The sequence below is a fragment of the Asaia krungthepensis NRIC 0535 genome (assembly GCF_025995175.1).
GTDB classification, from domain to species: Bacteria; Pseudomonadota; Alphaproteobacteria; order Acetobacterales; family Acetobacteraceae; genus Asaia; species Asaia krungthepensis.
The window spans coordinates 1-23806 of record NZ_BAPV01000042.1 but is presented as its reverse complement, the minus strand read 5'-3'; the positions used below and the strand labels follow the sequence as shown (position 1 = coordinate 23806).

The window sequence follows — 23806 nt, the reverse complement described above, 5'->3', positions numbered from 1 at the left end:
TGTTCGGCCGGCTCAAAGACTGGAGGCGCGTCGCCACATGCGACAACAGATGCCTGGCCGTCCTCTTCTCAGCCATCTGCCTCGCTACTACCGTCATATTTTAGCTATGAGTTCTAAGTCTGGAAGAGTGAGCCTTCGGTTGAATACCGATTGAGCAGATGACGGAGATCTGTATCTGGTTCTGTGAGGAGGTCTAAGATCGGCGCCCTTTTTGAGCCGACAGGAAACAAACCTTGGACTTCTTTGAAACCGTGTAGTAACGTTTCTACAGATATAGGAGGAGGTATTCCATGTCTATTACGACACTCTCCAGCAGGGAGTTCAACCAGGATACCAGCGGTGCGAAGAAAGCCTCGATCAAAGGACCAGTCATCATCACCGATCGCGGCCTCCCAGCGCATGTCCTGTTGAGCATCGAGGAGTATCGCAGATTAACGGCACGCCCGAGGCGCATCGCAGAGGCTCTCGCTATGCCCGCAGGTCCTGAGATTGAGTTCGAAGCACCGAGAGTCTCACTTGGTCTGCGCGCAGCGGATTTCGATTGATGTATGTGCTCGACACGAATGTCGTATCCGAACTCAGAAAAATCCGTTCTGGAAAGTCGGATCCTCACGTGGCGCGCTGGGCGGATCAAGTCGATGCCGGAGAGCTCTACCTGTCCGCCATCTCGATCATGGAGCTCGAGCTCGGCGTTCTTAGAATGGAGCACAAGGACTCAGCTCAGGGTGCCGTCCTTCGGGCCTGGCTAGACAAGCACGTTCTGCCCGAGTTCAACGATCGGGTACTATCGGTTGATCTCGCCGTGGCTCTCAGATGCGCGCAGCTTCACACGCCTGATCCGGGTGCAGAGCGAGACACACTCATCGCAGCTACGGCCCTCGTCCACGGAATGACCGTTGTTACCCGCAATATCGCTGACTTCCGTCACTCGAATGTCGCGCTGCTCAATCCCTGGGAGCCCGGCTGAGCGGTAACGCTGCAGGTAGGGCTGCAGGACAGGAAAAGAGCTGGGAAACCTGCCTGCATTAGCGCCATCATTACCTGATCGATACAGTGTATCAAGCCCCACATCCCGATCAGAGCCTCCCTTCGACGCAGCCGCTCATTCTCTTTTTGAAATTCAGAAAATAGAAAAACTCTTGCTCATGATCCTGTGGGGTTGTGGCGTGTCGGGCGCGCTGTGGGCAGGGTGAAAGCCTGTCCATAGGGCGCGCGTGTCCGCCCTGGCGGCACGCCACAAGTCCATAGGACAGATTCCCTGTCACCAGAATTCACTTGCTTTTACCTGACTTGTTCTCCTTATGTTCCTATCAGAGAGGAGGAGCACATGGACAACACCCCAATCGACATATTGCGCAAACGCATCCGGCAGATCGAGCGACGCGACCATACAGACCACGCCCATCTACGCCTGGAGACAGGTCATGACCCGATCGATCACCATCTCAATGGCGGTCTGGCGGGTGGCGCGCTGCATGAGTTTCTGATCGCTTCCCCGCTCGAGCGCGGCAGTACGCTCGCCTTTCTCCTGCCGTGCCTGGCCCGCAGCGATCGCCCGGTTTTCTGGCTTTCCACACGCCCTTCCCGGCTTTTCGGGGCAGGGCTGGATACAGTGGGCATCGCGCGCCGTCGCCTTTTCTGCCTCGAGCTCGTGCCGGATCGTCTTCTGCCGGTCGCCGAGGATATCCTGCGTTGCGCAGAGCCCATGATCCTGGTTGTCGAGACCGATCGTGCGCTCACCCTGACCGAAGCCCGCCGGCTCAACCTGTCCGCCGAGGCGACAGGGGCTACCGGATTCATCCTGCGCCAGACCAAGTCAGGAGCAATAGCTGCTCACGAAGCCTGTGCCTGCGCCACCAGATGGCAGATCACCGCCCAGCCGTCCCGCCCGCTGCCTCTGCCCGGTCTTGCCTTGCCTCTCCCCGGCCCACGTCGTCTGGCGGCCGATCTCCTGAAGCTGCGTGCGGGCTTGCCCAAACGCTGGATCCTCGATTGCCCCGACCATGAGCCGCTTCCTCGCTCTCTGGATGCCTTTCTTCTCGACCGAGCAACTGCGCCGCGAGAGCAGCGCGCTTTATCCAGCCTCGCACAAGCTGGTGCTGCACGCCACTGAGGGCAACAGACGTGTTGTGACGGCAGTCGATGCATCGGCCGGCCGCGCCGGGATCGGGGCCGGCATGACACTCGCCCATGCAAGGGCGCTCGATCCGGATCTGCTCGTCATCGAGCATGACAGGGAACAGGACCGCGAAGCGCTCGCCCGCCTGACCGCCTGGGGTCTATGGATGTCGCCGCTTGTGGCCGCCGACCCGCCGGATGGGCTCTTCGCCGATTTATCGGGCTGCACCCATCTGTTTGGGGGCGAAGCCGCCTTTCTCGAGCGGCTTTGCGCCGATTTGCGCAGTTTTGGACACAACGCCTTTGCCTGCATCAGCGATAGTGCAGCCGCCTCTCGCGCAATTGCCCGCTCGGGAGAGACGGCGATCATCGCGCCTAGGGCACATAAAACCGCCCTGCGCGCCCTGCCCTGCACGTCCCTGCCGATCGACGAGGCCCTGGCAATGCGCCTTAAACGCCTCGGCCTGGAGACGATCGGGGCGTGCTTCGATCTGCCGCGCGCACCCCTGGCCAAGCGTTTCGGGAGCGCCTTTCTCGACTGCCTCGATCAGGCTTCTGGTCTGCGTCCCATGCCCCTGTCATTCGTGCAGGAGCGCAGCGGTGTGCAATGCGCCCGCTCCCTGTTCGAGCCGATCAGCACGGCAGACGCGATCGCAACAGTGATCGAGGCCCTCATCCCCGGGATCTGTGCGCAGCTCCTCGAGCGCGGGGAAGGCGCAAGGCTCGTCGATTTCCTCTGTACGCGTGTCGATAACACGATCCAGGCGGTGCGTGTGGGCACATCCGACGCCACCTGCGATCCCGCCCGCCTGATCCGCCTGCTCTGCGACCAGATCCCGCAGATCGAGCCGGGATTTGGTATCGAGGCGGTGCAGCTCGTCATCGTGCAATGCGCACCGATCCGCCAGCATGAGACCGCCCTGCCCGGCTATGGTGAGACGCACAGCACCTGGCCGGCAACGCTGCTCGATCGTCTGGCCAATGCGCCGGGACTGATCTCGCTCGCGCGGCTGCATCGGATCGACGCCGCCTGGCCTGAAGAATCACGCCATCTAAGCCTGCACGGACCGGTTGAACGGGAGCGCCACCCGGACATTGCTTCCCGCCCGATCGTTCTGCTCGATCGCGCCGTCCCGATTGAGGTGACAGCCCTCCTCCCCGATGGAGCCCCGCGTCAGTTCCGGCTCGGCCACGCGCTGCATCGTATCGTCTGTGCCGAGGGGCCCGAGCGGATTGCCGGCGCCTGGTGGCAGGATCCGGCCGCGTTCGGGATCATGCGCGATTACTGGACGATCGAGACGGAAAAAGGACAGCGCCTGTGGCTCTATCGCCTGGGAGATGGTGTCCATGACTGGACCGGTTCGGGCCAGTGGCATCTGCAGGGCCTGTTCTGATGACCCAGCCTGTCGATCCCCTGCTGAACGCCCGCCCCGAAGAGCTTGCCGACGCCCTGCAGCATGGGTTGCGCTATGATGGCAGGCGACGTGTCCACGATGCCGATGAATTCATGGCCCGACTGGTCGCCGAGCGTCTGGTCGTGCATCTGCTGCGCTGCGGCTTCGTGCTCATGCGTCGCCCCGCGCCGGGTGCGCCCGATAGCAGCCGTCACCCTCATCCGCATCGACGGATCGAGGACAAGGACCGGTCATGACCCCAACCCCGATCGTCGAGCTGGGGACGCTCTCGGCCTTCTCCTTCCTGCAGGGCGCGAGCCTGCCCGAGGAAATGATTGCCCAGGCCGCGCATCTCGGTTTCGGGACAATCGGCCTTGCCGACTGGCACGGCATATCGGGCGTGGTCCGTGCGCATCGGGCGGCGAAGGAAGTCGGAATCCGGCTGATACCGGGAACACGCCTTACCCTGTCAGATGGCAGCGTGCTGCTTGCCTATCCGATCGACCGAACCGGCTGGGGCTGGCTGTGCAAGCTGCTCACACTCGGCCATCACCGGGGAGAGCGCGGGGTCTTCGCGCTCGACTGGTCGGATCTGAAACAGGCAGCCGATCATCTCGTCCTGATCCTGCAGCCCGGGATCGCGATCGAGACGACGCGCCTTCAGATCGAGGCGCTTTGCGCCGTTTCGCCCGATCGTAATAGGCGCTATCTCGGTCTCGTCTATCGGCGCGAGCCCTATGCCTGGCGCCGACTGCATGGCTTGCAGGCCCTGGGGGTGCAAACGGGGATCGCGACCGTCGTAACCGGCGATGTGCGGCTGCACGATCCGAAGCGTCATCTTCTGCTCGATGTACTGACTGCCATTCATACGAATACCACCCTCGATGCGCTTGGCCCCGAGCGCATGGCCTGTCCGGATCTCGTCCTGCGCGGCCCAGACGAGCAACGCACTCTGTTCGCCGCCTTCCCTGAGGCCCTGACAAACCAGAGCCGCATCGCCGATCTGTGCCGCTTTTCGCTGGACGATCTGCGCTACCAGTATCCGAGCGAGGCGACGATCGAGGGGGAAAGCCCTCAGGAGACCCTTGCACGTCTGGTGCAAGGCGCCCTGCCCCGACGCTATCCGGCCGGCACACCGGAGACGGTCCGTGAGCAGATCAGACACGAGCTCACCCTGATCGAGCGGCTGGGCTACGCGCCCTATTTCCTGACGGTGAACACGATCGTCCAGCATGCCCGCGCGCTGGGCATAGCCTGTCAGGGTCGTGGCTCGGCCGCCAATTCGGCGATCTGCTATGTGCTGCGTATTACCAGCATCGATCCTGTCCGCTCAGGCCTGCTTTTCGAGCGGTTCGTCTCCGAGGACCGCAAGGAGCCGCCCGATATCGATGTCGATTTCGAAAGCGATCGACGCGAGGAGATCATTCAGTGGATCTACAGCCATTACGGCCGTCATCGGGCGGCTCTTTGCGCAACGGTCCAGCGCTTTCAGCCCAAAGGCGCCTTACGTGAAGTCGGCAAGGTACTCGGCCTGCCCGATGACGTTACCGGCCAGCTTTCGCGCCATATCGCGTCCTGTCTGGATGACCCGCAGATCTGCCGCGAGCGTCTGATCGAAGCCGGCCTCAATCCGAAGGACCGGCGTCTCGCGCTCACACTGCACATGGCGCGCCAGCTTCTGGGCTTTCCGCGTCAGCTGGGCACCCATCCCGGCGGTTTCGTGCTCACCCAGGATCGCCTCGACGAGCTCGTGCCCTTGCAGCCGGCCGCGATGGAAGGACGGCAGATCATCACCTGGGACAAGGATGATATCGACGCGCTGTGCTTCATGAAGGTCGATGTTCTGGGTCTGGGCATGCTGGGTTGTCTGCAACGCGGCTTCGAGCTCATGAGCGCGCATTATCGCCTGAGCATGGATCTGGCCTCCGTACCCGCGGAAGATCCCGAGACCTACCGGATGATTCAGCGCGCCGACACGCTCGGCACATTCCAGATCGAGAGCCGCGCCCAGATGGCCATGCTGCCACGCATGAAGCCCTCGACCTTCTATGATCTGGTCATCCAGGTCGCGATCGTGCGTCCTGGCCCCATCCAGGGGGATATGGTTCATCCCTATCTGCGCCGACGCGCGAAGATCGAGCCCGTGATCTATCCGAGCGATACGCTCGAGAACATTCTCGGCAAGACGCTGGGCGTGCCGCTCTTTCAGGAGCAGGCGATGCAGGTGGCCATCCATTGCGCAGGCTTCACGCCGGGCGAGGCCGACCAGCTCAGGCGCGCCATGGCGACCTTCAAGATGACGGGCGGTGTTTCCCCCTTTCGCGAAAAGCTCATCGCCGGCATGCAGCGCGAAGGCTATACGGCCGCATTCGCGGAAGAGACCTTCTCCCGGCTGGAAGGTTTTGGGTCCTATGGCTTTCCCGAAAGCCATGCGGCGAGCTTTGCGCTCATCGCCTATGCCTCGTCCTGGATAAAGTGCCACTACCCCGACGTGTTCTGCGCCGCCCTGCTCAATTCCCAGCCCATGGGCTTTTATGCACCGGCCCAGATCGTTCAGGATGCGCGCGCCCATGGGGTCGAGATCCGCCCCATCTGCGTCAATGCATCGCGCTGGGACTGCACGCTGGAAAGAACGGCAAAACCCGCCTCCAACAAAAGCAGGGGATTGGCATTGCGCCTCGGTCTGCGCCTGGTGCGGGGTCTGGCAAACAAGGATGCGGCCGCACTGATTGCGGCACGCATGCCGCTTTACGAGAGCATCGACGATGTCTGGCGTCGCGGCGATATCCCGCTGCAGGCACTCGAGGCGTTGACCAATGCCAATGCCTTCGCGTCTTTCGGCGTCGATCGCCGCGCCGCGCTCTGGGCGGTCAAAGGTCTCGATACAGCACCACTCCCGCTTTTTGCGGCGGCCGATCGAGGACGCAACTTCATCGAGCCGGAGGTGATCGAGCCGGACGTAGCGCTTCCTGCGCTCCCGGCGCGTGATGCCGTGCATGAGGATTACCGCATGACAGGTCTGAGTCTCGAGGCGCATCCGGTCTCCTTCCTGCGTCCGCTTTTCGAGCGCGAAGGCATGACGCGCTGCGGCGATCTGGCCGGCTTGCGGGATGGGACGCACATCTCGATTGCGGGGCTCGTGCTGATGCGACAGCGCCCCGGCACGGCGCATGGCACGATGTTCATCACGCTCGAGGATGAAACGGGGATCGCCAATCTGATCGTCTGGAAGTCCGTGCGCGAGACCTGGCGTCGACCACTGATCTCAGCCCATCTCATGGTGTGCCATGGCACGCTTCAGAAGGAGGGCGAGGTCATTCACGTCATTATGCGCGAGCCTGAGGACAGGACGGATCTCCTGAAGGGGTCCGAACCCGTCAAGGCCCGTAATTTTCGATAGGAGAGAGGAATCATGGCGAAAAAGAACCGCGAACCCGCCTGTGAGAGCGGCCCCCAGACGAAGATTATCCTGCAGCCCTATCTGTGGCGCACATCCAAAGATGGAGAGGTCACGCTTGAAGCAGCCCCTGCGACCGCCTGTCGCGACCCGGCGCATGGACTGCAGCTCCTCGACCGGATCGGTGCGGGAGGGACGATGTTCGCCGGTGCGCATCTTGTGTGCGTTACGGCCGACCCTGAGGCCGGTGATTACAGCGAGCCGGAGTTTCTCGGAGAAATCGGCGACGTGCCAGAAGCCGAAAGATGACGATATATGCGCCTTCTGCGCACTGTTTTGACGCTCTGATGACCCCCTTGGACTGGCTCAACCGACTGTCGCGTGACGTACTGAACCAGCCAGAGAGGGTCATTCGTTCCCTTAAGTCAGGGACTGGCGGTCCCGGGTTTGAGAACAGCGTTTGCCGTCGCGGCCTTGGTCGCGCTGATATTGTTCAGATCATCCGAGGAGGCATCGGGCGCGATCGCGGCCTTGCCGGTCGAGATCGTCTTCCTGCCATCTGTCGCTTCGCGGGAGACTGAATCGAGGCTGATCGTTCCTGATTCGGCAGGGGGCAGCGGTGCCACAGCCTTTTCCTGTATCACGGTGACACCTGGCGCGGTGACGGCGGGCGCGTCGGTTACCACAGAGATCGGCGTCGCCGCTACGGCACCGGGGACCAGGAACGTCGTTGCCTGAACGGGACCGGTCGGCACGGCCAAAGCGACCGGCTCGCTGTAAGCCGCCTGGTTGAGGATCATATGATCCTGCTCATGCGAGCTCGTCGGATCGGTGTCGTAGATATCGACAAGCTTGTCCGTTCGACCGTAACAGAACAGAACCGTGTGAAGCTGAGGGCGCGTTCCGGCTTTGACAGGTGCCCAGATGACCTGGGCCAATCCAAGTGTCGCAACACTGGTCAGAACCTCGCCAGCCTTCATGGCAGCGCGCCCGCCAGACGTCAGACCGGACGTATAGATGCGATAGATATCGCAGGGCCGACCATTTTTCTGAATAGTGCCTTCAGCGCGGCCAATCGTACTTACGACATCGAAGCGATCCGTATTCGCATTGAATTGGCTCAAAAGAACGGGCTCAGGCGCGGGCGTCGAGCTTCCGCAGGCTGTCAGAGCGCAGGACGAAATAAGGAAGAGGGGGGCGAGAGCGCGTGAAAATCCCATTGGGATCAACTCCAGGTGAGAAACTGTATCAAAACATATCGTATATACGTTTCAAGTCAATTCCATATATATGAAAAATGTTTGACGATCGGCTCGCTGTGGGTTAACCGCTCTACATGGGCAGAAAAAAAAATTGGGATGAAAGACTGCTCCTTACCCTTCCCGAAGGGGCTAAGGCCCTCATCGATTCAGTTCTGGAGATCGGTGAGAACCGCAATGCGATGATCCGTAGTGCAATCGACGCCGAGATTCGCAAACGAACGCGACGCTTCGCCAGATCTTCATCTGAAACTGCGCCTGAAGACGACCAGGCAGAAGACTGATTACCTGATCAACGGATAATCGTGCGCCTCGCCGCTCGGCCGACGGCCTGCGCAAGCGCGGGACATTCTTCGCGTTTCAGTCCCTTGGGATGCCCGAAAGTAGCTCGGATAGCGTCTATACCGAGACGCGTGAAATAGAACCGCGGCTCCTGCTCGATGCGGTGTGGGGTCGTCGCCAATCCACGCTCGATCATCGTCTGGAGTGCGGCCGGGACATAACGATCCTTCTTGCAGGAACCATACCAGCCCGGAAGAGGGAAACCCTCATCAAGCCTAACCGACCCAGGTGTTTCGCGCTGGAACCTCTGCCGCAGCCATACACATTCCCGTCTCGACAAAGCCAGATCACTCATTTTTTGCCCTCGCGAACACGACACAAATCACCACATTTCCTCAGCTATCCGATCAGTGTCGCCTGCCCTGGATGGTAGTCGATCCCATATCGGCAGCTACCCTTGTCTCGACCAATGTGCCTATGGCCAATTCCTCCCGGTTGCGAACATCGCGCAGTGCGTAGAGGCTCCGGTCAAGAAACAAGGCGTTCTGAGCTCCCCGCTCCACAAGGGCCCTGAAATAGGCGTCGCGGGCATGGATTACAGCCTGCCGCTCAAGGCGCGAGGCCATGATGATTACGGCAATCGCCGCCTGGAGCCGACCGAGAACGCCACATCCCTGCACCCAGGCGTGATACGAAACCCCGATCTGACCTGACAGATATTCGGCCGCGTCGATCAGCTGCTCCGCGCTGGGTGTTGCAGTAGGGCATATCTCGCGAAGGGCTTTGCAAATTCCGAGATAGAACTGAGCTGTTCCCTTGAAACCTCGAAGAGCGCTTTCACGACCGAGGCGAGGATTTTCACCCGGATCATCCAACGGCTCACGCCGCATTGCTTCAATGCGATTGCGGCTGCAAGCCGCTACGGAGACTACGTTTTTAAGAGATAGATTGTTTTTTGTATCTGTATAGTGGGTCTCATTTTGCGCACCCATGGGTCTCAGATTGGGCGTCTCAGGCGCGGCGGATGCGAGGTTATCCACAGTCGTTTCCTGCTGCGCCTGGATGGCTTGAAGGGCCACGAGATATGTAGCCATCTGCCCATGCAGCGCGTGCAGTTTGGCCGGCTCACTCGTCATCAGACGCAAACGCATGAGACGACGTGCCTCTGCCATGATCATCGGCTGGTCGAGTGCGTCGGACAGCAGGCGCACCTGCTCGTTGAGCGAGGCGATTTCCTGACGCAGGAAGCTCAGTTCCTCCCGCCGGCGCGTCTCCGAGCGGCTGAGTGCGACAAGATCATGCCAGCGATGCCGTAGCGAGGCCAGGTTGAACCCTGTCCGCTGGGATTCTGTCCCTTGCCACCTTTTCCCACGCTGCCCGTTGCGGCCGTCCTGGGCCACCAGAAACCGGGCATCGGCAAGCTCACGGATATGACGTCGCAGCGTTGCGAGCGACACCCCGGTCCAGTTCAGAAGCGTCTCATTATGGGCGTAGACGAAAGGCGTCTCCATCGCCGTCCAGTCTTCCGCCCTGGTGTGCTCGATCATCACGATCAGCGTATTGGCGGCCGCCGCCGATACAGGCAAGGCACCACGCAGCGATTTAAGCAGCCCGAGGACCTCGCGACGCGCCGGATAGTCGGCAGGCTCCTGTGTCAGCTCGGCTTCGGCTTCCAGCATGGCCGCACTCAGCCGCCGCCGTCCGGGCCGATACGACCCGTCCTGCCCCGCAAAGGGAGGGGTGAACTCCATGGTTCAACATCCATCGAAAAGTGGTTGCGTGAACCGCTTCCCGGCTGGTCGTTCAGACAAATCTCTCCCGTTCGCAAAAAAACCTCTTGCGTTTCGGGAAGGAGCATCGCTAGATGGGGGCCTTAATTGCCTTGGCCCTTTATCCAGATCTCCGATCTGTCATGAACCCTGGCTCTTCCGGTCTCGCAAACCGGGGGAGGCGGGGTTTTTGGCGTCTGGGGGTCAGGTCATGGTGGTTCTTTTCCTCGACTCGCCAGACAGCCCAAAACGGTCCGGTGGCAGTAACCGACGAAATTGCGGCAAATTGTTTCGCCGAACAAGTCGGAAACTAGGCTCGCTCTTCCGTTTGAGAGACTCGGGAACTTCCGTCGCTAAAATCATGTCAGGTCAACATCCATCGAAAAGTGGTTGCGTGAACCGCTTCCTGGCTGGTCGTTCAGACAAATCTCTCCCGTTCGCAAAAAACCTCTTGCGTTTCGGGTAGGAGCATCGCTAGATGGGGGCCTTAATCAGCTTGGCCCTTTATCCAGATCTCCGATCTGTCATGAACCCTGGCTCTTCCGATCTGGTAAATCGGGGGAGGCGGGGTTTTTGGCGTCTGGGGGTCAGGTCATGGTGGTTCTTTTCCTCGACTCGCCAGACGGCTCAAAACGGTCCGGTGGCAGTAACCGACGAAATTGCGGCAGATCGTTTCGCCGAACAAGTCGGAAACGTGCAGAAAACGAAATTTTCCGTTCAACTCCGGGAACTTGGCAGCATTCGGCAGAGCCCCGATAGGCCCAGTATTGGGCGATATCTGCACTCCAAGGCCGGATATTATGGCGAGACCATCCACGAGGCAGCGCCTCACATTCCCAGAGCACGTCGGTAGATGTCGAGCAGCGTCTCCTGCTCCTCGATCTCGCTCGGCTCCTTTTTGCGAAGCTTGATGATGTTCTTGATTGTATGAACGTCGAATCCTGCGGACTTGGCCTCTGTGAAGATGTCCTTGATGTCGCCGGCGAGTGCCTTGCGCTCCTCTTCGAGGCGTTCCACACGCTCGATCACGCTGCGCAGACGATCGACAGCGATGCCGGCTACATTGGAATCAGGGCCGGCCGCCTGACGCGCGCGACTGGCGACCGCTTCGTTCATGTCGAATGGCATATCCATAAGATAAGGTCTCCGGACTTTGCGGGAGCACATGGCTGAACATGCCTGTCCCGAACGTCTCTTGTTTCGATTAGGACTGTTGCGTGTCGTCAGACGGCGGGGTGGTCAGATGAGTGCCTGCTTCGAACGTGTCGTAGAGAAGCTTGAACGTTGTGGAGGCCAGAGCCTCATGAACAGCGCGGCACGGATCGTCGGCCCTCCACCCACTTACAGGGTCATAGAAGTGACCAGGTATTCCCTGCTCGTTATGAGAGCTCCACCGTGCCTCACCCTGGATAGTGACCGTGTTGCTGATTGCTGTGATGGGAGTATCCTTACTCACTGGTCAAGACCTCCTGACTGGATCTGCACGCATCGGGGCGAAGGGCGCCCATGGAGCGCACGGGTATGGGCACGGGCGTCCGACGATCGGGCACCTACGTGGAAAAAACCGCAGCGATCGCACTGATAGGTACCGACCGAGCCTTTGCCGCGCTTGCGCATCGAGCGCGCCGCCTCCTCGGCGCGTGTGAGGGACAAAAATCTGATCTTGCCTTGGCACCCGCATGAATCGTGAGACATTCGTATCTCCTGATTGAGACCACCGCCCTAACGGATAGACTGGCCGCACACTGACTAGGCCCTGCTGCAATCTGGTGATCAGAGGCACAGCAACGCGCTCTGCTGTTCCCGACAGATCACAAACCCAGATCCGGCATCGGGTACTCGACCGGCATTTCAACTGCCACGCGCCGCTTTGCTGCCTGGGAGGAAAGAGGGGCGTCATATCGGGCTTTGCGTTCATGGAACTCGGCCATGCTGATGCTCTTGCCCGAAACCACAGGCCCACCGGCAAATATTTCGATAGTCATCTTACGACTCGCTTCACTGTTTGCCCCACTGTCGAGGCGCCTAGTATGGGCCGAGGCGATGTGAGCGCGTGACACGCATACGACGCCGTGTTCGTTCCGCTTCCCGAAATGAGAGTTGCTGCCCCGGCCATGCCGGCAACACAAGAGAGAATACGCAACCTTGTCGTTGCGCGTGGACCGGCCATGCGTGCCAGTCGGAGCGCAGGCAGCAGAGCCGCTTTACCGACCAGCGCGGTCAGCAGCGCCATGCCGATCCAGACCACAGGCACCCAATGGAAATGCGGCTGAGGCCAGTGCGTCTTGAAGAAGGAAAGGAACCCGATTCCCATAGAGACCGGCAGGTGATGGCTGAGCCACGCGAATACCGGCTCCAACTGATCCGCAGTAAGGAATCCGTCTACGAAAGCGCAGATCAGACCGAGACATAACCCTCCGCCGGCCAGAAGCGCAGAAGGTGGATGGCCCTCACGATAGCTTGCCTTCCCACATTCTGACATAGTTTCGCGAGGCGGGGGCGTTACCTGTCCCCCTAGCCTGACGCGGTATCGCACGCTGACGCGGCAGGGGGTGACGCATCGCTCGACAACCGGACGGTACGAGGCGCGTAGGACACTCGCGTTTTGACGAGCCCGACCCGAGGTCTCAGCGGAGACGATCGTTCTAGCCATTCGTCACCGCCTCGGACGCCCCTGAGCCCATGCGCTGGGCGACCGTGTTATAATATTGTCCGACGGTCCAGCCCGTCATATTGTTCGCCGCCAAAGCGCTGCTGGACACGAACTGGCTCAACGGTGTCTGTGAATCCTTCGCGGCGGCGATCTCCGATCCGGCCTTTGTGCCGAACATATATGCCCCATACACCTGAGCCCCTGTCGCGGGAGATCCTGTGGTTTTGCTGACTGAGCTCGCGTAATCGTCGATGATCGCGCTGGCCACTTTCGCTTGTATGGCCGGATCTGAGCGATCGGCGTCGCTCAAGCCGAGCTTGGACGCATATTCGTTCCATGTGCCGTCCGTGACCTGCCAAACACCGTTCGCGCTCGATGATGAATTTCCGACATTGGAAAAATGACTTTCGATCTGGCCGAATGCAGCAAGCGTATCAGGATTGATTCCCTGAGCTTGCGCTGCAGCAAGTGCAGCCGCACCGTAACTCTGCGAGAGCATGGTGCTATAGGCATCGCCCGTGCCCCATGCACCGCTATACCCTAACGAAGACGATCCACTCGAAGAGGATTGCGATGACGCACTGCCGGGGAATGAAAAGCTCGGCGTGCCGAGTTCGCCAATCTCGGGAACGATCTGGGGCGGCACAGCAAGGCAGGTGAAAGGAAAGCTCGTCGCCAGAAAGGCGATGTAGCCAGATTGCCTCAAGATGCGCCTGCCGCCCATGCTCATCACTTCGCGGGATGGTCGAACAGGATCATCCCGTTCGCCGCTTCGCCTGCAACAACGCAGCGTGTCGTATTTCCGGGAACCAGAGGCTGGTATGGGACGACATCTGCATCAGGTATCCAGGCGAAACTATTGCCGACGCGCAGAACCTTGCGCCAGCCTTTTGAGACGACAGAGGTGACGGCGATCTGGGGAGCTGCCACGCCGACGCGAACAGATTCGAGACTGGGTTCGGCATAGAGCGGCTCAAAATCCCTGCGGGGGCTTTTGCACTCGACCGCAACAGGCAGGGAACGTTTCACATAGGTCTCGTTTGTGACCGGCGGCGGTGGCCCCCAGTTGCGCGGCCCAATTTCCTTCTGGCGCTCTTGCGCCATACGATCGAGTTGCTCAGGGGTGAAATTCTGGGCGTGTACAGTTGCCCCCATCATCGCCGCGACAACAAAACCTATCGCGCCAGCATAACGTCTTCTCATCTTTCGGGCTCCATCCTGGGTGGACAACCCCAAGCATAATGTCTCGCGATGTGAGCGCGAGCATCTTTCACGTTCACGCGCGCTCACATCGGGCGGGGCCATACTGATTCCAGGAGGATCAGCCCCATGCGCGCACTTCAGATCATCGGCCTGACAGTCTTGTTTTGTCCCTTGCCAGCCTTGGCGCAGCAATGCGCTGCCCCCCCTACCCTCGCGCATATTCCTGCGCAGAGCGGTGCTCTGCCCCCTCTCTTCTCGCTTGAAGCCATCCAGACGAGTGCCGCCCTGCAGAGACTGGCAAGTCACGGCGCAGAGCTGCGCGATCTCGGTATCTCACATGGATTGCAGGGCGTCTTTGCGCAGAGTGGAAAACAGTTTCGGGTGTTCTATCTGACGCCAGACGGTACCGCGGAAATAGGCGGTGTTATGTGGGATGAGACCGGGCGGAATGTGACACGCGATCAGGTCGCAACCATTCCGGGTGTCATCCCGACTGTAACCTGGACGCCATCCAGGTCGGCAGCTCCGGATCTCGAGAAGCACGGAAATCCGGTCGATCCTGTCGCACGCCTGGCCGCAGCAGACTACGGGCTTGTCGGGCGCGAGGGCGCACCGCGCGTCTACATGGTCATCGACCCGCTCTGCCCGTATTCACAACAGGCCATGCAACGCCTGCAGGGCGCGATACAGTCCGGTCGTATACAGGTCGCGCTCGTCCCGATCGCCATCAACGACTACGAGAACGGCAACCGCAGCACGCCTGCTGCCGACATGCTGATTTCTGCTGGCTCGCAGAAAATGGGCGCGGCCTGGCAGCAGATCATGGCAGGAGGAAAAGGCGTAGCCGACACCCGGATCGATCCCACGGCGCCGGCGCAGCTCGTCTCGAACATGGCGGCCGCGCATGCGATTTCGATCCGAGGCACACCGACCGTCGCCTGGCGCGACCATGAAGGTCATTCCCACACGCAAGCGGGTCTACCTGACGATCTCGAAACCTTCCTCAGGGCGATCGCCTCTTGAAGCGTTCCGGCCTATGGGGGTTCGCCAAGGCCTCCTTTGTATTCGCAGTTATCCGACCGCTTATCCTGCCATTCCTGCGCCCTGTGATGATGTTGCGTCAGGCACGGGCGATCCTCGGGGATATGCCGTTAGTGCAGTCAGACCCGGCGAATGTCGATCCGGTGGTCGATGACGCGGAGACGATGCGGCAACGACGCATAAGCCGGAAATGGGCGCTGCTCTTCATGCTGCTAAGCATGGGGGTCTGGGGATGGTGGCTTGAGCATATACTATCTGCAGCCTGGATGATCATGCGCCTGCCCAGTCTTGAGACAATCCTGATATCAGGCGCGCTCGGTCTACAGAGCCTTGTTCAATGCTACACAAACTGGCGCGCACGGGGACACCAAGGAAGTTTTACGGCCTTCCTGGCAGACGCGCAGAACCTCTGGCCGCGGTGAGACCCGGTAGCGTGGCGTATCATTTGGCCCGCCATGCGGAGTCAGGCTTTGCGCAGAGCCTCGTTGATGCGTGTCTGCCAGCCTGGACCTGTGCGCCGAAACTTCTCTAGAACATCAGGGTCCAGACGTAGCGAGACCGATGTCTTTTTCTTCTCGCTTCTTGGTCGACCTATCGGCCGGCGCACGAGACCGTCTTTAGCGCGAACCGCCAAATCAGGAAAAGCTTCCGCAAAGGGTACTGCCCGTCGAAGTTGCCGATCGGTAGCCTCGGGGGCATCGGGATCCTCAAGAATCATTTCACGGACTTGCGTCTCGGTCACACTTTTGAGCGTCTTGAGCTTCCTCATAGGCTCGCCTCTCCTTTGCACTAGCGGGTCGCATTGAAATGATGGACAGCCCCTCATTCCCTAACGCGAGGAAGACCACAGCGATCGTTCCGTCGAGGAAAGGGCCTATGGCCATCCGGCGCCCGCGCTTAGCTGGCACCACAAGCGATCTGAGGAAAAAATCTGCGCTCAGATCAGCGAAGTCGAGACCACGACGCCTCAAAGTGCTGAGACGCTTGGGCTCGTCCCATGTAACAACCAGCATATTTTATGTATATACACCTATGCTGAATCGGACCAAAGAGAATTCCGAAACGGATCACCGACGTTTCGCAAACAGCTGCCTGAACTGCTCCGGTGTCACGTCTTCCCGGGCAACGATCTCAACGATCCTTCCCGGTTGAGCAATCATGCTTCTCCCGCGCGCCATATAGCGCTTCTCCGATGATTTGATGAAGACCTCGTCTGCCCCTGGGAAACGGAACAGGGCATCGATTGCGAGATCGGCGAAAACCGTCCGGGGCGCGTAGCTACGCGCTCGGGAGCGATTGAACCGCTCCCCGGCCATAAAAAGAGTGGCGGGGAATCAGGGGTTTGAACGATCCACGCGCGCAAGGGGCTTGCGCGCAATTCGAGTCCATGTTTGGAAAGCGATCAGCGTCGTCATGAGGGTCTGTCTCTGTCGGCGTTAGCTTCGCTCGTGGTGTTGACGCACCCGGGCGGAGCGCCCCCGCGTCGGGGGCACAAAAACTCTAGTACAGCCCTGCCGCTATTCCAAGGTTTTTATGGTTGTGCGTATGAGTCAGGCGGCGTTCGATATCAGAACGTACCGGCCTGCGCCGCCTTGTGTTCGATGGACCAAGGGCCGTGCTCGTAATCAGGGCGCTCGGCCTGATCGGTCGGGTCTGTTGGCTTGATGATAGTACCCGCCCGCGTCGCCACTGCAGGCCTCCAAATAACCGGAGCAGACCCATATGCGGCGTAAGGATCATAGTCCCGATTGGCTACGTAGGACGCCTTGGGACCATGGGTTGATCCTGGAGAGGCCACGTTAGGTGAGACGCATCCTGTGAGTGACACGAGGAAGCTCGACAGCAAAACAGATCGACGCACGACAGCCACCTCAGCTGGCTTTGTGTCCGGGTGCCAAGGCGCGAAGATATTTTTCTTCCGCAATTTCCGCTTTCGCCTCTTGCTTGTCAGCGTAAGCAATCCACTGTTTGTTACTTGCCTCCATCTTCCTGGCTTCCCTCTCCCAGTGCGCTGAGGTAGCCAGAGCAGCATCCAGCTGAACGCGCAGTTCCTCGTAACGGGCGAATAACTGGTTATAGGTTTCGACCGGCACGGTCGCAGCGTTGCCTCGAGCCTGCGCATTCCGGGCGAGCGTCTGAATACCGCGATTGATTTCGCTAAGCCGCGAATAATCCATCATATCGAGAGACATGATTTTATTCTCCTATTGGTCCGCTATCGCGTAACAGCGCTTGCGTCGTGGAATCTAACTGTTGCGGTCCGTGATTGTCGATCTGTTTTTGTCCCCCGCCCCCAGCTATATCACCAGCGAGCTTCGCCGCACCCTTGATCGCCTGATGCTGAGCGTCCGGAGACGTCTTTCCAACCACCTCGTCACTGTTCAAACGTCCGATCGAGGTCATGTTTGCAAGAGCGACCACATGATGAGGCAATGTGTTGATCATCCTGAAGCAGATCCCCGCCCAGGCAATCTCGGCCGATACGAACATGCAGGTGAGAACGATCACACCGATCAGGTTCGTGACCAGATAGCCCGCATCGAATACGAAGGACGCTGCAATCGTAAAAGTCTTGAGCAGAAGCCATGATACTGCCTGGAACAGGGGATAGCTGACAAGAAAACCGGCAATCATCAGCAGAGGGCGAAACAGGATCGAAAACAGAATTTCGTAACCACGAATACCCCGACCGTGAATCCCGTCACCGGCGAAGGTGAGATGGGCCAAAGCCCAGAACGGAACGCCGATCACGGCCTCGATGACGATCAGGTACCAACCCGCTACACCGGCGATCCAGTAAAAATACGGCATCATCGGCAATACGAACGCCAGTGCAATTCCAGGCGCGATGAGGCCGGCCGCAGCCGTGAACAGGGGGCCCAGAAGCGACTTCACGACGCCTGAGAACGGGGTCGAGGCTACCTGCGCGACAGCGCCGCCTACATTGCCCGTCAAGGCTTCACCGGCCGCTGCTGTGAAACTCGCTGCCGGATTGGCAGCTATCGCGCTTGCCGCGATGATACCAAGCCCAATATGGATAAGAAGATGTCCAAGTCCGATCAGTCCAGCCAGTGGATCTGTTGCGCCGGAGCCGCTGCTCGGCGCCGCATAGTTGAGCGCACCTGCCAGGAGACGACGATTGACACCAGCTGCCTGAATCACTTTCGTCAGTAGGCTATAGGGATCGGCCGGACTGGCTGTCTGGATTGCGCTGTCAGGATACAGAGAAGGAACGCTATCAGGCGCTGATTTATCGTCTGCGAGCCAGGCTCGACTGCTCTCGATCGTTTCATAGCGATGGATGGCATCGATTATTCCGCCCAAATCCTGATGTAGCGCCGAGCCCATTCCCTCCCAGCTTGGTTTCTCGACGTTGGGTGAGAGCGCGGCGAGCGAAAGTACCTCGCCATTAAGTCGACCGATCTGCAGGTAATAGGCGCCAAGACCGGTCCACCCGAGACCCGACATCGCCGCGATCCCTGAGCCAGTCCCTGATTTATCAGCGCTATCATAGGCGCTTCGTATGCGGGCAATTTCTGCCGCCGACGCCTGCGTGATGCTGGCCCGGTAGGTTGCCGTATTAGAAGTCAGAACCGCATCCATTGCCCGCAGCGCAGACATTTGTCGCGTCGTCCAGAGATTGGTCGCGATCTGCTCCATCGGGACACGAACATTCTGAACCAGCGTCTCGAGTGATTTCTGTCTATCCTGGGCATACTGGGTCCAGTCGATTGCCCCGACAGGATTCGTCAGGGACGTTGCAGACTGCGCGTAGGATATGGGAATTTCGAGACTGAGACTGCCGCAGACATTCGAGCCGACGCTGTCGCCCTCGGCCAGCGACCAGCTTACGCTGACCTGCGCACCATTGCTGCTGAATTGCGGCTGCGGCACGAGCTGACCGCCTGAGGCCGTGTTCGATGCCTGGTTGATCAGCGCCCGACACAGCTCGCTTTCCATCACCGCGAGCACGATGGACTGCGTACCCGGCATCACCGGTGCGGCTATGGGCAAAGCTGCAGGCCCAATCCTGTTTTCAACGATCGTGGCACCTTGGGTGGCGATACCCAGGGCGATGCGCGATCCCCGCAAAAGGAGGTCCTGTCCTAGCGTATACCCGTTATCGACGGGCAGCAGCAGGACTGCGGACCAGACGATCTTGATGGGCGCCCAGGCATTGAAATGGGCTGATCGCAATTTTCCCGTTTCAGCCGTGCGATGCACCTGCATGATGCTTGCATAGGAAAACCAGAAGACCCAGAAGAAGATCACGACGCTCGAGATATACCCAAGCATCGTCCCCATAACCGAGCCCTGCGTCCCACTCGCCGGGAAAAGCCCGTCCAGAACCGTCGCGGACCAGTCCGATCCGGGATCGAAGGATGCCCAACTTGGCGATGCGCTCGTGGTCTGCGCCTGCGCGAAGCTCGCACCGAGCACGGGTGCAACCGCAAGCAGCAGCGAGAGCCAAAAGCGCAACCGGGCAACAAGCAGGTTCATGGTCTCTCTCTCAGCCAAGAGGTCGCTCAGGGAGCAGCGGATCACCGCGACATGGAGGGCGAGTTATCACGTTCACGCCCTGCCTCCTTTCCCCGCAGCTGGTCCAAAAAACGGCGGACGTTCTCGACAATATCGACGATGAAATTGCCGGCGCGTTCGAGCATGTTTGCACCTGGCTCGCTTGAGGGCAGCTTTTCCAGCCTGTCTGCGACGGGGCTGAGCTTTTTGTTCGTCTCCGCAACAACAGGAGAATCCTGCATCTCGGCCTGCCTCGCCTCGAGGTTCAGGTTGCGCACGCGATTATTGAGGTTGTTCAGGGAGGATTTCAGTGTGGCGTGCTGCTCGGCAAGCATCGGGTTATCGGCAAGTGCCTTGTCGAATTGCTGACGCAAGCGGGCATAGGGTCCCTTCTCATGCATGCCAGCAATAACTTCCTGATGCGTCTTGCCGTCGCGCTGTACGGTTTTTTCCAGATCACCGAAGAAGGATGCGCCTGTCGTGCGAAAGGCCGAGATATTCTCGTCGACCGTCTGCGCCGCCTGGTCTACTTTCGCCGCAAGCTCGGTCATGCGCTTTTTGTCGCGTTCGTTCCCCTTGCCATCTAGCCAATTCGTATAGGACTGCCCGAGCCCCTTGCTGACTTCCACAATTTTCTCGACCACGCTCGGCCCGGTGTGCTCGGACTTGGCAGCCTGCGGTGTTCGCGTGGCAAACATGCCACCTACTGGTGGTGCGGTGGCAGGCATAGTGGCTCCTTGCCCTTTTTCCCGGTTGGCGATTGTCGAGTGTGACACTGGCGATTCAGGGCGCGCCGGGGCTGGATCGCTTATCTCGGTCTCAACTGGCCTTTCGCTCTGCGCACGCTGAGCTGTCTCTTGATCCTCTCGACGCATTTTCGCGTCAGCCTCTTGAGAGGATACACCCTCCCCCAGGGTTTCCTGCTGCGGTTGGTCATGCCTCAGGTCCTCTGACGGAGCCCTCGTTTCGCGAACACCTTGTTCTGGTGCTCCTTGCATCGGCAGACCGGGAGCCTCTCCCGGCTCATAGGACGGCGGTGGTGTATCCAGATCTTGCGCTGAAGGCCGGTGTCGGTCCTCTTCCTGCGCGCGTATCGGCGTCTGGACGGGGTCAGGAGACGGTGCCTGCACTGGGCCAGTCTGTGGCTGTGTTGTCCCCACGCCTGCCTGTTGCATGCGGTAATCGAGCACAGCAAGGTTCTTGATGATTGCGAGAGCCAGTTGCTCTCCCGGGGGCAGTTCGGCAATGCGCAGGGCTTCGTCACGAAGCTCTGCGAGCAGCTTCTGATCGGTCAGCCCCTCAGAATTGCGCAGGAGAGCCTTGACGTCCTCGTTTTCCAGGCCCGGCAGATTGACCTTGAGGCTTTGCATCATGGCTGCCTCCCGCGGTGGCAGCCAGGGCTGCTGCCCGGTACCGCTCATCTGCTTCCAGTCCTGCAGCAGCCAGGCAACACCGACCTGAAACCGTGCATTGTTCTCGAGCGAGGGATCCTGCGCCAGGCTTTGCCTCAGCTCGGTAAGACGGCCTCCAAGCCCACGTTGAGAAGGAGGAAGCGCTTTTTGCTGGCCATCCAGATGCTCGAGGAGGGAGGCAAACATAGATTGTGTCTCGGACATCGCGCTGTCTTTCAGTTCGTTGGGGTCGGGACGGTCATAGGCGTGACATGCGCCAGACGGTCGCGCTCCATGGTGGAAAGCTGGGCGGCCTGCATCATGGCCTGCGCCTGCTGCATCTTGAGTTGGGCGAGCATGATCTGATTACGCTGGGCATCGAGCAGGGCGATCTGGATCAGCACGGATTTATCACTGGGCATCGCCTGCAGATCGCCCTGCCAGTCCGTGCCACCGAGCTTGCGATTGATGTCCAGTTCGAGCGCCTCGAGTTCGGACCCCTTTTCAGTGTCCGTGCGACCTTCCCTTGTGGCTTCCGCACGCTGCGCGGCTGAGAGTGTCACGGTCGGCGCGCGCCAGCCCTGGACGTCATCGACGACAAAATGAGCGAGAGAGAGGGCGGCACCGTAGGCGCGTCGCTCGGGCAGGAGGCTCTGCCCCTGGGGAGAGCGAATGGCGTCGCCGCGTAGCGCGGGAGGGGCAACGGGTTCGATCAGTCCCTGAGCGTAGTCATTGGCCTGATTGATCCCGTCCTGATCTGCATAGACTGACGGTCCCAACAGGCTGATCGCATGTTGGTCAGCATTGACCAATGCATCGGATGCGGCGCTGCATAATCCTGCTTCGGCTTCGGCGTCGTTGCAGTACTTCGAGAAATGGTGGTTGTTCGCGGCCTGTGTTGCCTGCCCCGATCCGGTCCAGGAGGGTGTTCCCTGCCGTGCATCTGTGCGGCGGTTCTTTCCTCCATCGAGAGCCGCAGAGAACTGCTCGCCCGAGCGAGCCGCGACAACTGTGGCCGCTCCATCCTGCAGATTGAGGCAGTCCTGGCGATTGACGGCATGTTGGTCACGCACCTGGGCATTACGTTCGTCGCGCTGGATCTGCGCCTGGACAATGTTATTGGCGTCGGCAATTTTCTGGTCTGCGGTAATGCTGGCAATCGAGAGCTTGCTCAGTTGCCCGAATCCGTCCCCAAGACCCGTGTTGATCAGCCCCAATGAATTATTAAGCACGTTCTTCGCGGTGGAAACTGCAGTGTTCATAGCACTCTGCAGTGCGGTGATCGCGCTGATGATCGCAACCGAGTCAAAAAAGGCATAAGCAGGCCTGGGCGCAAAGAATGTCCCGATCTGAAAGGCAATGCCAAGCGCCACGCAATTGCGCAGCCGAAATAGACGACCCACGGCTCAGTTCCCCTGCACATGCGAGTAGCCCGTGGACGGGCCAGCCAGATCCAGCTCGTAACCCGTCGGCAATTGGGTGGAGCCCTGCGCATCCCAGGAACTCGATCCATTCGTGTTGGTGCCTGCATTGATCAGGGCGTCACCGCCGCCGCCGAAATTCAGCGACGGGCAGAAATTGCCACTGCCCAGGGATCCAAGACCGAAATTCGTATTCAGTCCTGTCACTGTCATGCCGCATTGCGCGGAGCCCTTGAGATTATCCCATGCCGAGCTGAGCTGCGTGCAGACCTTGCTCATCGCGGACTGGGCGAGCGCTCCGATATCGAGGCCATTCGTGATGACGTTGAGTCCGACCCCACCGAAGATATCGCCAAGGCAGGTAAATTTCGAAATCGATTGCGGCTGCCTGATCGTCTGGTCATCCGCCTTGATCTGATTGGCCATACCTGTTGCGGCTGCGCTCACAAGTGCCTGGCATCCTGCATCGCGTGCATCATCGGCATGCGCTTCGCGTGACGCCGTGATCACGGCAAGGCCAAAGAGGCACACGGACAGAAATCGCCCACCGCGTAGCGATCGACAGAGACTCATTGCTGCCCCGCTCCGGCAGGACGTTCGTCCGAGCGAATGTTGCGAGATGAGGGACCGAGGGCGCCTCTGATCCGATCCAGGACGTGACGAACATGATCGGGCGTCAGCCAGTCTCTCCGCTCCGCAGCAGCGGTGTCGGCCTCAGGGGCGGTTTCATCGGGCACTATATGGGACCTCCAGCGATGTCCCATTTACATTGCGTCAGCGCGATGTGAGCGCCGCTAAAAAATTGTCATGCATGACGATTCGACTGCAGGATTCATTACGATCTCGTCACTTTTATGGCAATTTCGGCGGATGATGAGCTATGCACGATAATTTTTTTGTTATGCGCACAGGGCAGGGCTCGAATCTAGATCGCTGTTCCGCCTGACAAAAGTAGGATGATTTTAGCAACATTTTGCAAAACGGCGTCACCCCACCATCTTGTCACACAAAAATAACGCTTGCGTAGCGACTCGGCATGACGTTTCTAAGGTCTGAATTCATTAGACATTTCGAACGGAAGGATGACCGGTGCTCACAGGGACTGCCTCGGCCGCCACGTTTTCGATGGTTACAAACCATTTCATCGCAGAGCGCTCCTCGCTCGCCTATCGGACGTGGCTGTATCCGACGCAGGGGGAGTGGAGGGCATCTCCCTCTTATAAACCTTCGAAGCCATATCGCCGCCTGTGGACCCTCAAGGAAGAGGAGACCGTCCAGCTTCTCTATCCATCAGGGATGGCTACGCAGGAGATTGCGGACCAACTCGGACGCTCGATCAGTTCTGTTCGCGCCAAGGCCC

Annotated in this window: 27 protein-coding genes and 1 pseudogene; 11 read left to right on the top strand and 17 right to left on the bottom strand. The window is 59.7% G+C overall.

Annotated elements, in window-relative coordinates; translation table 11 throughout:
- The 8 genes and pseudogenes from AA0535_RS11650 to AA0535_RS11615 form a co-directional block, all read left to right on the top strand.
- Window positions 1-104: pseudogene (locus AA0535_RS11650) on the top strand (IS5/IS1182 family transposase); the annotation flags it as partial.
- A 186-nt stretch (window positions 105-290) separates the two neighbouring features.
- Window positions 291-545, top strand: a complete 255-nt coding sequence (locus AA0535_RS11645) for a type II toxin-antitoxin system Phd/YefM family antitoxin (protein WP_264816455.1) — start codon at window positions 291-293, stop codon at window positions 543-545.
- Window positions 545-967 (top strand): type II toxin-antitoxin system VapC family toxin, encoded by a 423-nt coding sequence (locus AA0535_RS11640; protein WP_264816453.1) that lies wholly within the window; start codon window positions 545-547, stop codon window positions 965-967. Before AA0535_RS11645 ends, AA0535_RS11640 begins: the two co-directional genes overlap by 1 nt.
- Before the next feature lie 360 nt (window positions 968-1327).
- Window positions 1328-2113: an ImuA family protein gene (locus AA0535_RS11635; RefSeq protein ID WP_264816451.1), complete on the top strand. Its 786-nt coding sequence runs from the start codon at window positions 1328-1330 to the stop codon at window positions 2111-2113.
- Window positions 2004-3512 (top strand): Y-family DNA polymerase, encoded by a 1509-nt coding sequence (locus AA0535_RS11630; protein ID WP_264816449.1) that lies wholly within the window; start codon window positions 2004-2006, stop codon window positions 3510-3512. The genes AA0535_RS11635 and AA0535_RS11630 overlap by 110 nt, the downstream gene beginning before the upstream one ends.
- A complete protein-coding gene (locus AA0535_RS11625; protein WP_264816447.1) occupies window positions 3512-3769 on the top strand; it encodes a hypothetical protein in 258 nt (85 codons plus the stop codon). The genes AA0535_RS11630 and AA0535_RS11625 overlap by 1 nt, the downstream gene beginning before the upstream one ends.
- Complete coding sequence (locus AA0535_RS11620; RefSeq protein ID WP_264816445.1) at window positions 3766-6912, top strand: error-prone DNA polymerase; 3147 nt, start codon at window positions 3766-3768, stop codon at window positions 6910-6912. The genes AA0535_RS11625 and AA0535_RS11620 overlap by 4 nt, the downstream gene beginning before the upstream one ends.
- Window positions 6913-6924: 12 nt before the next feature.
- On the top strand, window positions 6925-7218 hold the full coding sequence (locus AA0535_RS11615; protein WP_264816443.1) for a hypothetical protein: 294 nt from the start codon (window positions 6925-6927) through the stop codon (window positions 7216-7218).
- A 116-nt stretch (window positions 7219-7334) separates the two neighbouring features.
- On the opposite strand, the gene AA0535_RS11610 is transcribed toward AA0535_RS11615, so the two are convergent.
- The 9 genes from AA0535_RS11610 to AA0535_RS11570 form a co-directional block, all read right to left on the bottom strand.
- Window positions 7335-8033 (bottom strand): hypothetical protein, encoded by a 699-nt coding sequence (locus AA0535_RS11610; protein WP_264816440.1) that lies wholly within the window; start codon window positions 8031-8033, stop codon window positions 7335-7337.
- Between the two features lie 824 nt (window positions 8034-8857).
- Entirely contained in the window at window positions 8858-10201 is a 1344-nt protein-coding gene (gene repC / locus AA0535_RS11605) for a replication initiation protein RepC (protein ID WP_264816437.1), read from the bottom strand.
- Between the two features lie 846 nt (window positions 10202-11047).
- Complete coding sequence (locus AA0535_RS11600) at window positions 11048-11335, bottom strand: DUF2312 domain-containing protein (protein ID WP_264816434.1); 288 nt, start codon at window positions 11333-11335, stop codon at window positions 11048-11050.
- 88 nt (window positions 11336-11423) lie between these two features.
- On the bottom strand, window positions 11424-11675 hold the full coding sequence (locus AA0535_RS11595) for a hypothetical protein (RefSeq protein ID WP_264816431.1): 252 nt from the start codon (window positions 11673-11675) through the stop codon (window positions 11424-11426).
- Window positions 11672-11872, bottom strand: coding sequence for a hypothetical protein (locus tag AA0535_RS11590; protein WP_264816429.1), 201 nt, complete (start codon window positions 11870-11872; stop codon window positions 11672-11674). Before AA0535_RS11590 ends, AA0535_RS11595 begins: the two co-directional genes overlap by 4 nt.
- Before the next feature lie 158 nt (window positions 11873-12030).
- Window positions 12031-12204: a hypothetical protein gene (locus tag AA0535_RS11585; protein WP_264816426.1), complete on the bottom strand. Its 174-nt coding sequence runs from the start codon at window positions 12202-12204 to the stop codon at window positions 12031-12033.
- The gene (locus AA0535_RS11580) at window positions 12201-12701 is read right to left on the bottom strand and encodes a hypothetical protein (protein ID WP_264816425.1); all 501 of its coding nucleotides are present in this window, start codon (window positions 12699-12701) and stop codon (window positions 12201-12203) included. Before AA0535_RS11580 ends, AA0535_RS11585 begins: the two co-directional genes overlap by 4 nt.
- A gap of 163 nt (window positions 12702-12864) precedes the next feature.
- Window positions 12865-13578: a lytic transglycosylase domain-containing protein gene (locus AA0535_RS11575; RefSeq protein ID WP_264816423.1), complete on the bottom strand. Its 714-nt coding sequence runs from the start codon at window positions 13576-13578 to the stop codon at window positions 12865-12867.
- A 23-nt stretch (window positions 13579-13601) separates the two neighbouring features.
- Window positions 13602-14075 carry a hypothetical protein gene (locus AA0535_RS11570; protein WP_264816421.1) on the bottom strand — a complete coding sequence of 158 codons (474 nt, stop codon included), beginning with the start codon at window positions 14073-14075 and terminating at the stop codon, window positions 13602-13604.
- Between the two features lie 126 nt (window positions 14076-14201).
- Between AA0535_RS11570 and AA0535_RS11565 the strand changes: the two genes are divergently transcribed.
- Both AA0535_RS11565 and AA0535_RS11560 read left to right on the top strand, forming a co-directional pair.
- Window positions 14202-15098 carry a thioredoxin domain-containing protein gene (locus tag AA0535_RS11565; RefSeq protein ID WP_264816419.1) on the top strand — a complete coding sequence of 299 codons (897 nt, stop codon included), beginning with the start codon at window positions 14202-14204 and terminating at the stop codon, window positions 15096-15098.
- Complete coding sequence (locus AA0535_RS11560) at window positions 15095-15538, top strand: hypothetical protein (RefSeq protein ID WP_264816417.1); 444 nt, start codon at window positions 15095-15097, stop codon at window positions 15536-15538. Before AA0535_RS11565 ends, AA0535_RS11560 begins: the two co-directional genes overlap by 4 nt.
- Window positions 15539-15579: 41 nt before the next feature.
- Here the strand turns inward: AA0535_RS11560 and AA0535_RS11555 are convergent, their stop codons facing one another.
- The 8 genes from AA0535_RS11555 to AA0535_RS11520 all read right to left on the bottom strand — a co-directional run bounded on the left by AA0535_RS11555 (window position 15580) and on the right by AA0535_RS11520 (window position 23019).
- Entirely contained in the window at window positions 15580-15885 is a 306-nt protein-coding gene (locus AA0535_RS11555; protein ID WP_264816415.1) for a BrnA antitoxin family protein, read from the bottom strand.
- Window positions 15836-16129: a BrnT family toxin gene (locus tag AA0535_RS11550; RefSeq protein WP_264816412.1), complete on the bottom strand. Its 294-nt coding sequence runs from the start codon at window positions 16127-16129 to the stop codon at window positions 15836-15838. The genes AA0535_RS11555 and AA0535_RS11550 overlap by 50 nt, the downstream gene beginning before the upstream one ends.
- 554 nt (window positions 16130-16683) lie before the next feature.
- Entirely contained in the window at window positions 16684-16806 is a 123-nt protein-coding gene (locus tag AA0535_RS11545) for a hypothetical protein (protein ID WP_264816411.1), read from the bottom strand.
- A 181-nt stretch (window positions 16807-16987) separates the two neighbouring features.
- Window positions 16988-17308 carry a hypothetical protein gene (locus AA0535_RS11540; protein WP_264816409.1) on the bottom strand — a complete coding sequence of 107 codons (321 nt, stop codon included), beginning with the start codon at window positions 17306-17308 and terminating at the stop codon, window positions 16988-16990.
- Window positions 17309-17312: 4 nt separating this feature from the next.
- Window positions 17313-19616: a DotA/TraY family protein gene (locus tag AA0535_RS11535; RefSeq protein ID WP_264816408.1), complete on the bottom strand. Its 2304-nt coding sequence runs from the start codon at window positions 19614-19616 to the stop codon at window positions 17313-17315.
- A 41-nt stretch (window positions 19617-19657) separates the two neighbouring features.
- Entirely contained in the window at window positions 19658-21232 is a 1575-nt protein-coding gene (locus AA0535_RS11530) for a hypothetical protein (RefSeq protein WP_264816407.1), read from the bottom strand.
- A 29-nt stretch (window positions 21233-21261) separates the two neighbouring features.
- Window positions 21262-22428 (bottom strand): hypothetical protein, encoded by a 1167-nt coding sequence (locus tag AA0535_RS11525; protein WP_264816405.1) that lies wholly within the window; start codon window positions 22426-22428, stop codon window positions 21262-21264.
- 3 nt (window positions 22429-22431) lie between these two features.
- Entirely contained in the window at window positions 22432-23019 is a 588-nt protein-coding gene (locus tag AA0535_RS11520; protein WP_264816403.1) for a hypothetical protein, read from the bottom strand.
- A gap of 516 nt (window positions 23020-23535) precedes the next feature.
- Here AA0535_RS11520 and AA0535_RS11515 point away from each other — a divergent pair.
- Window positions 23536-23806, top strand: a 271-nt coding sequence (locus AA0535_RS11515; protein ID WP_264816401.1) for a hypothetical protein, incomplete at its 3' end; no start/stop codon positions are given.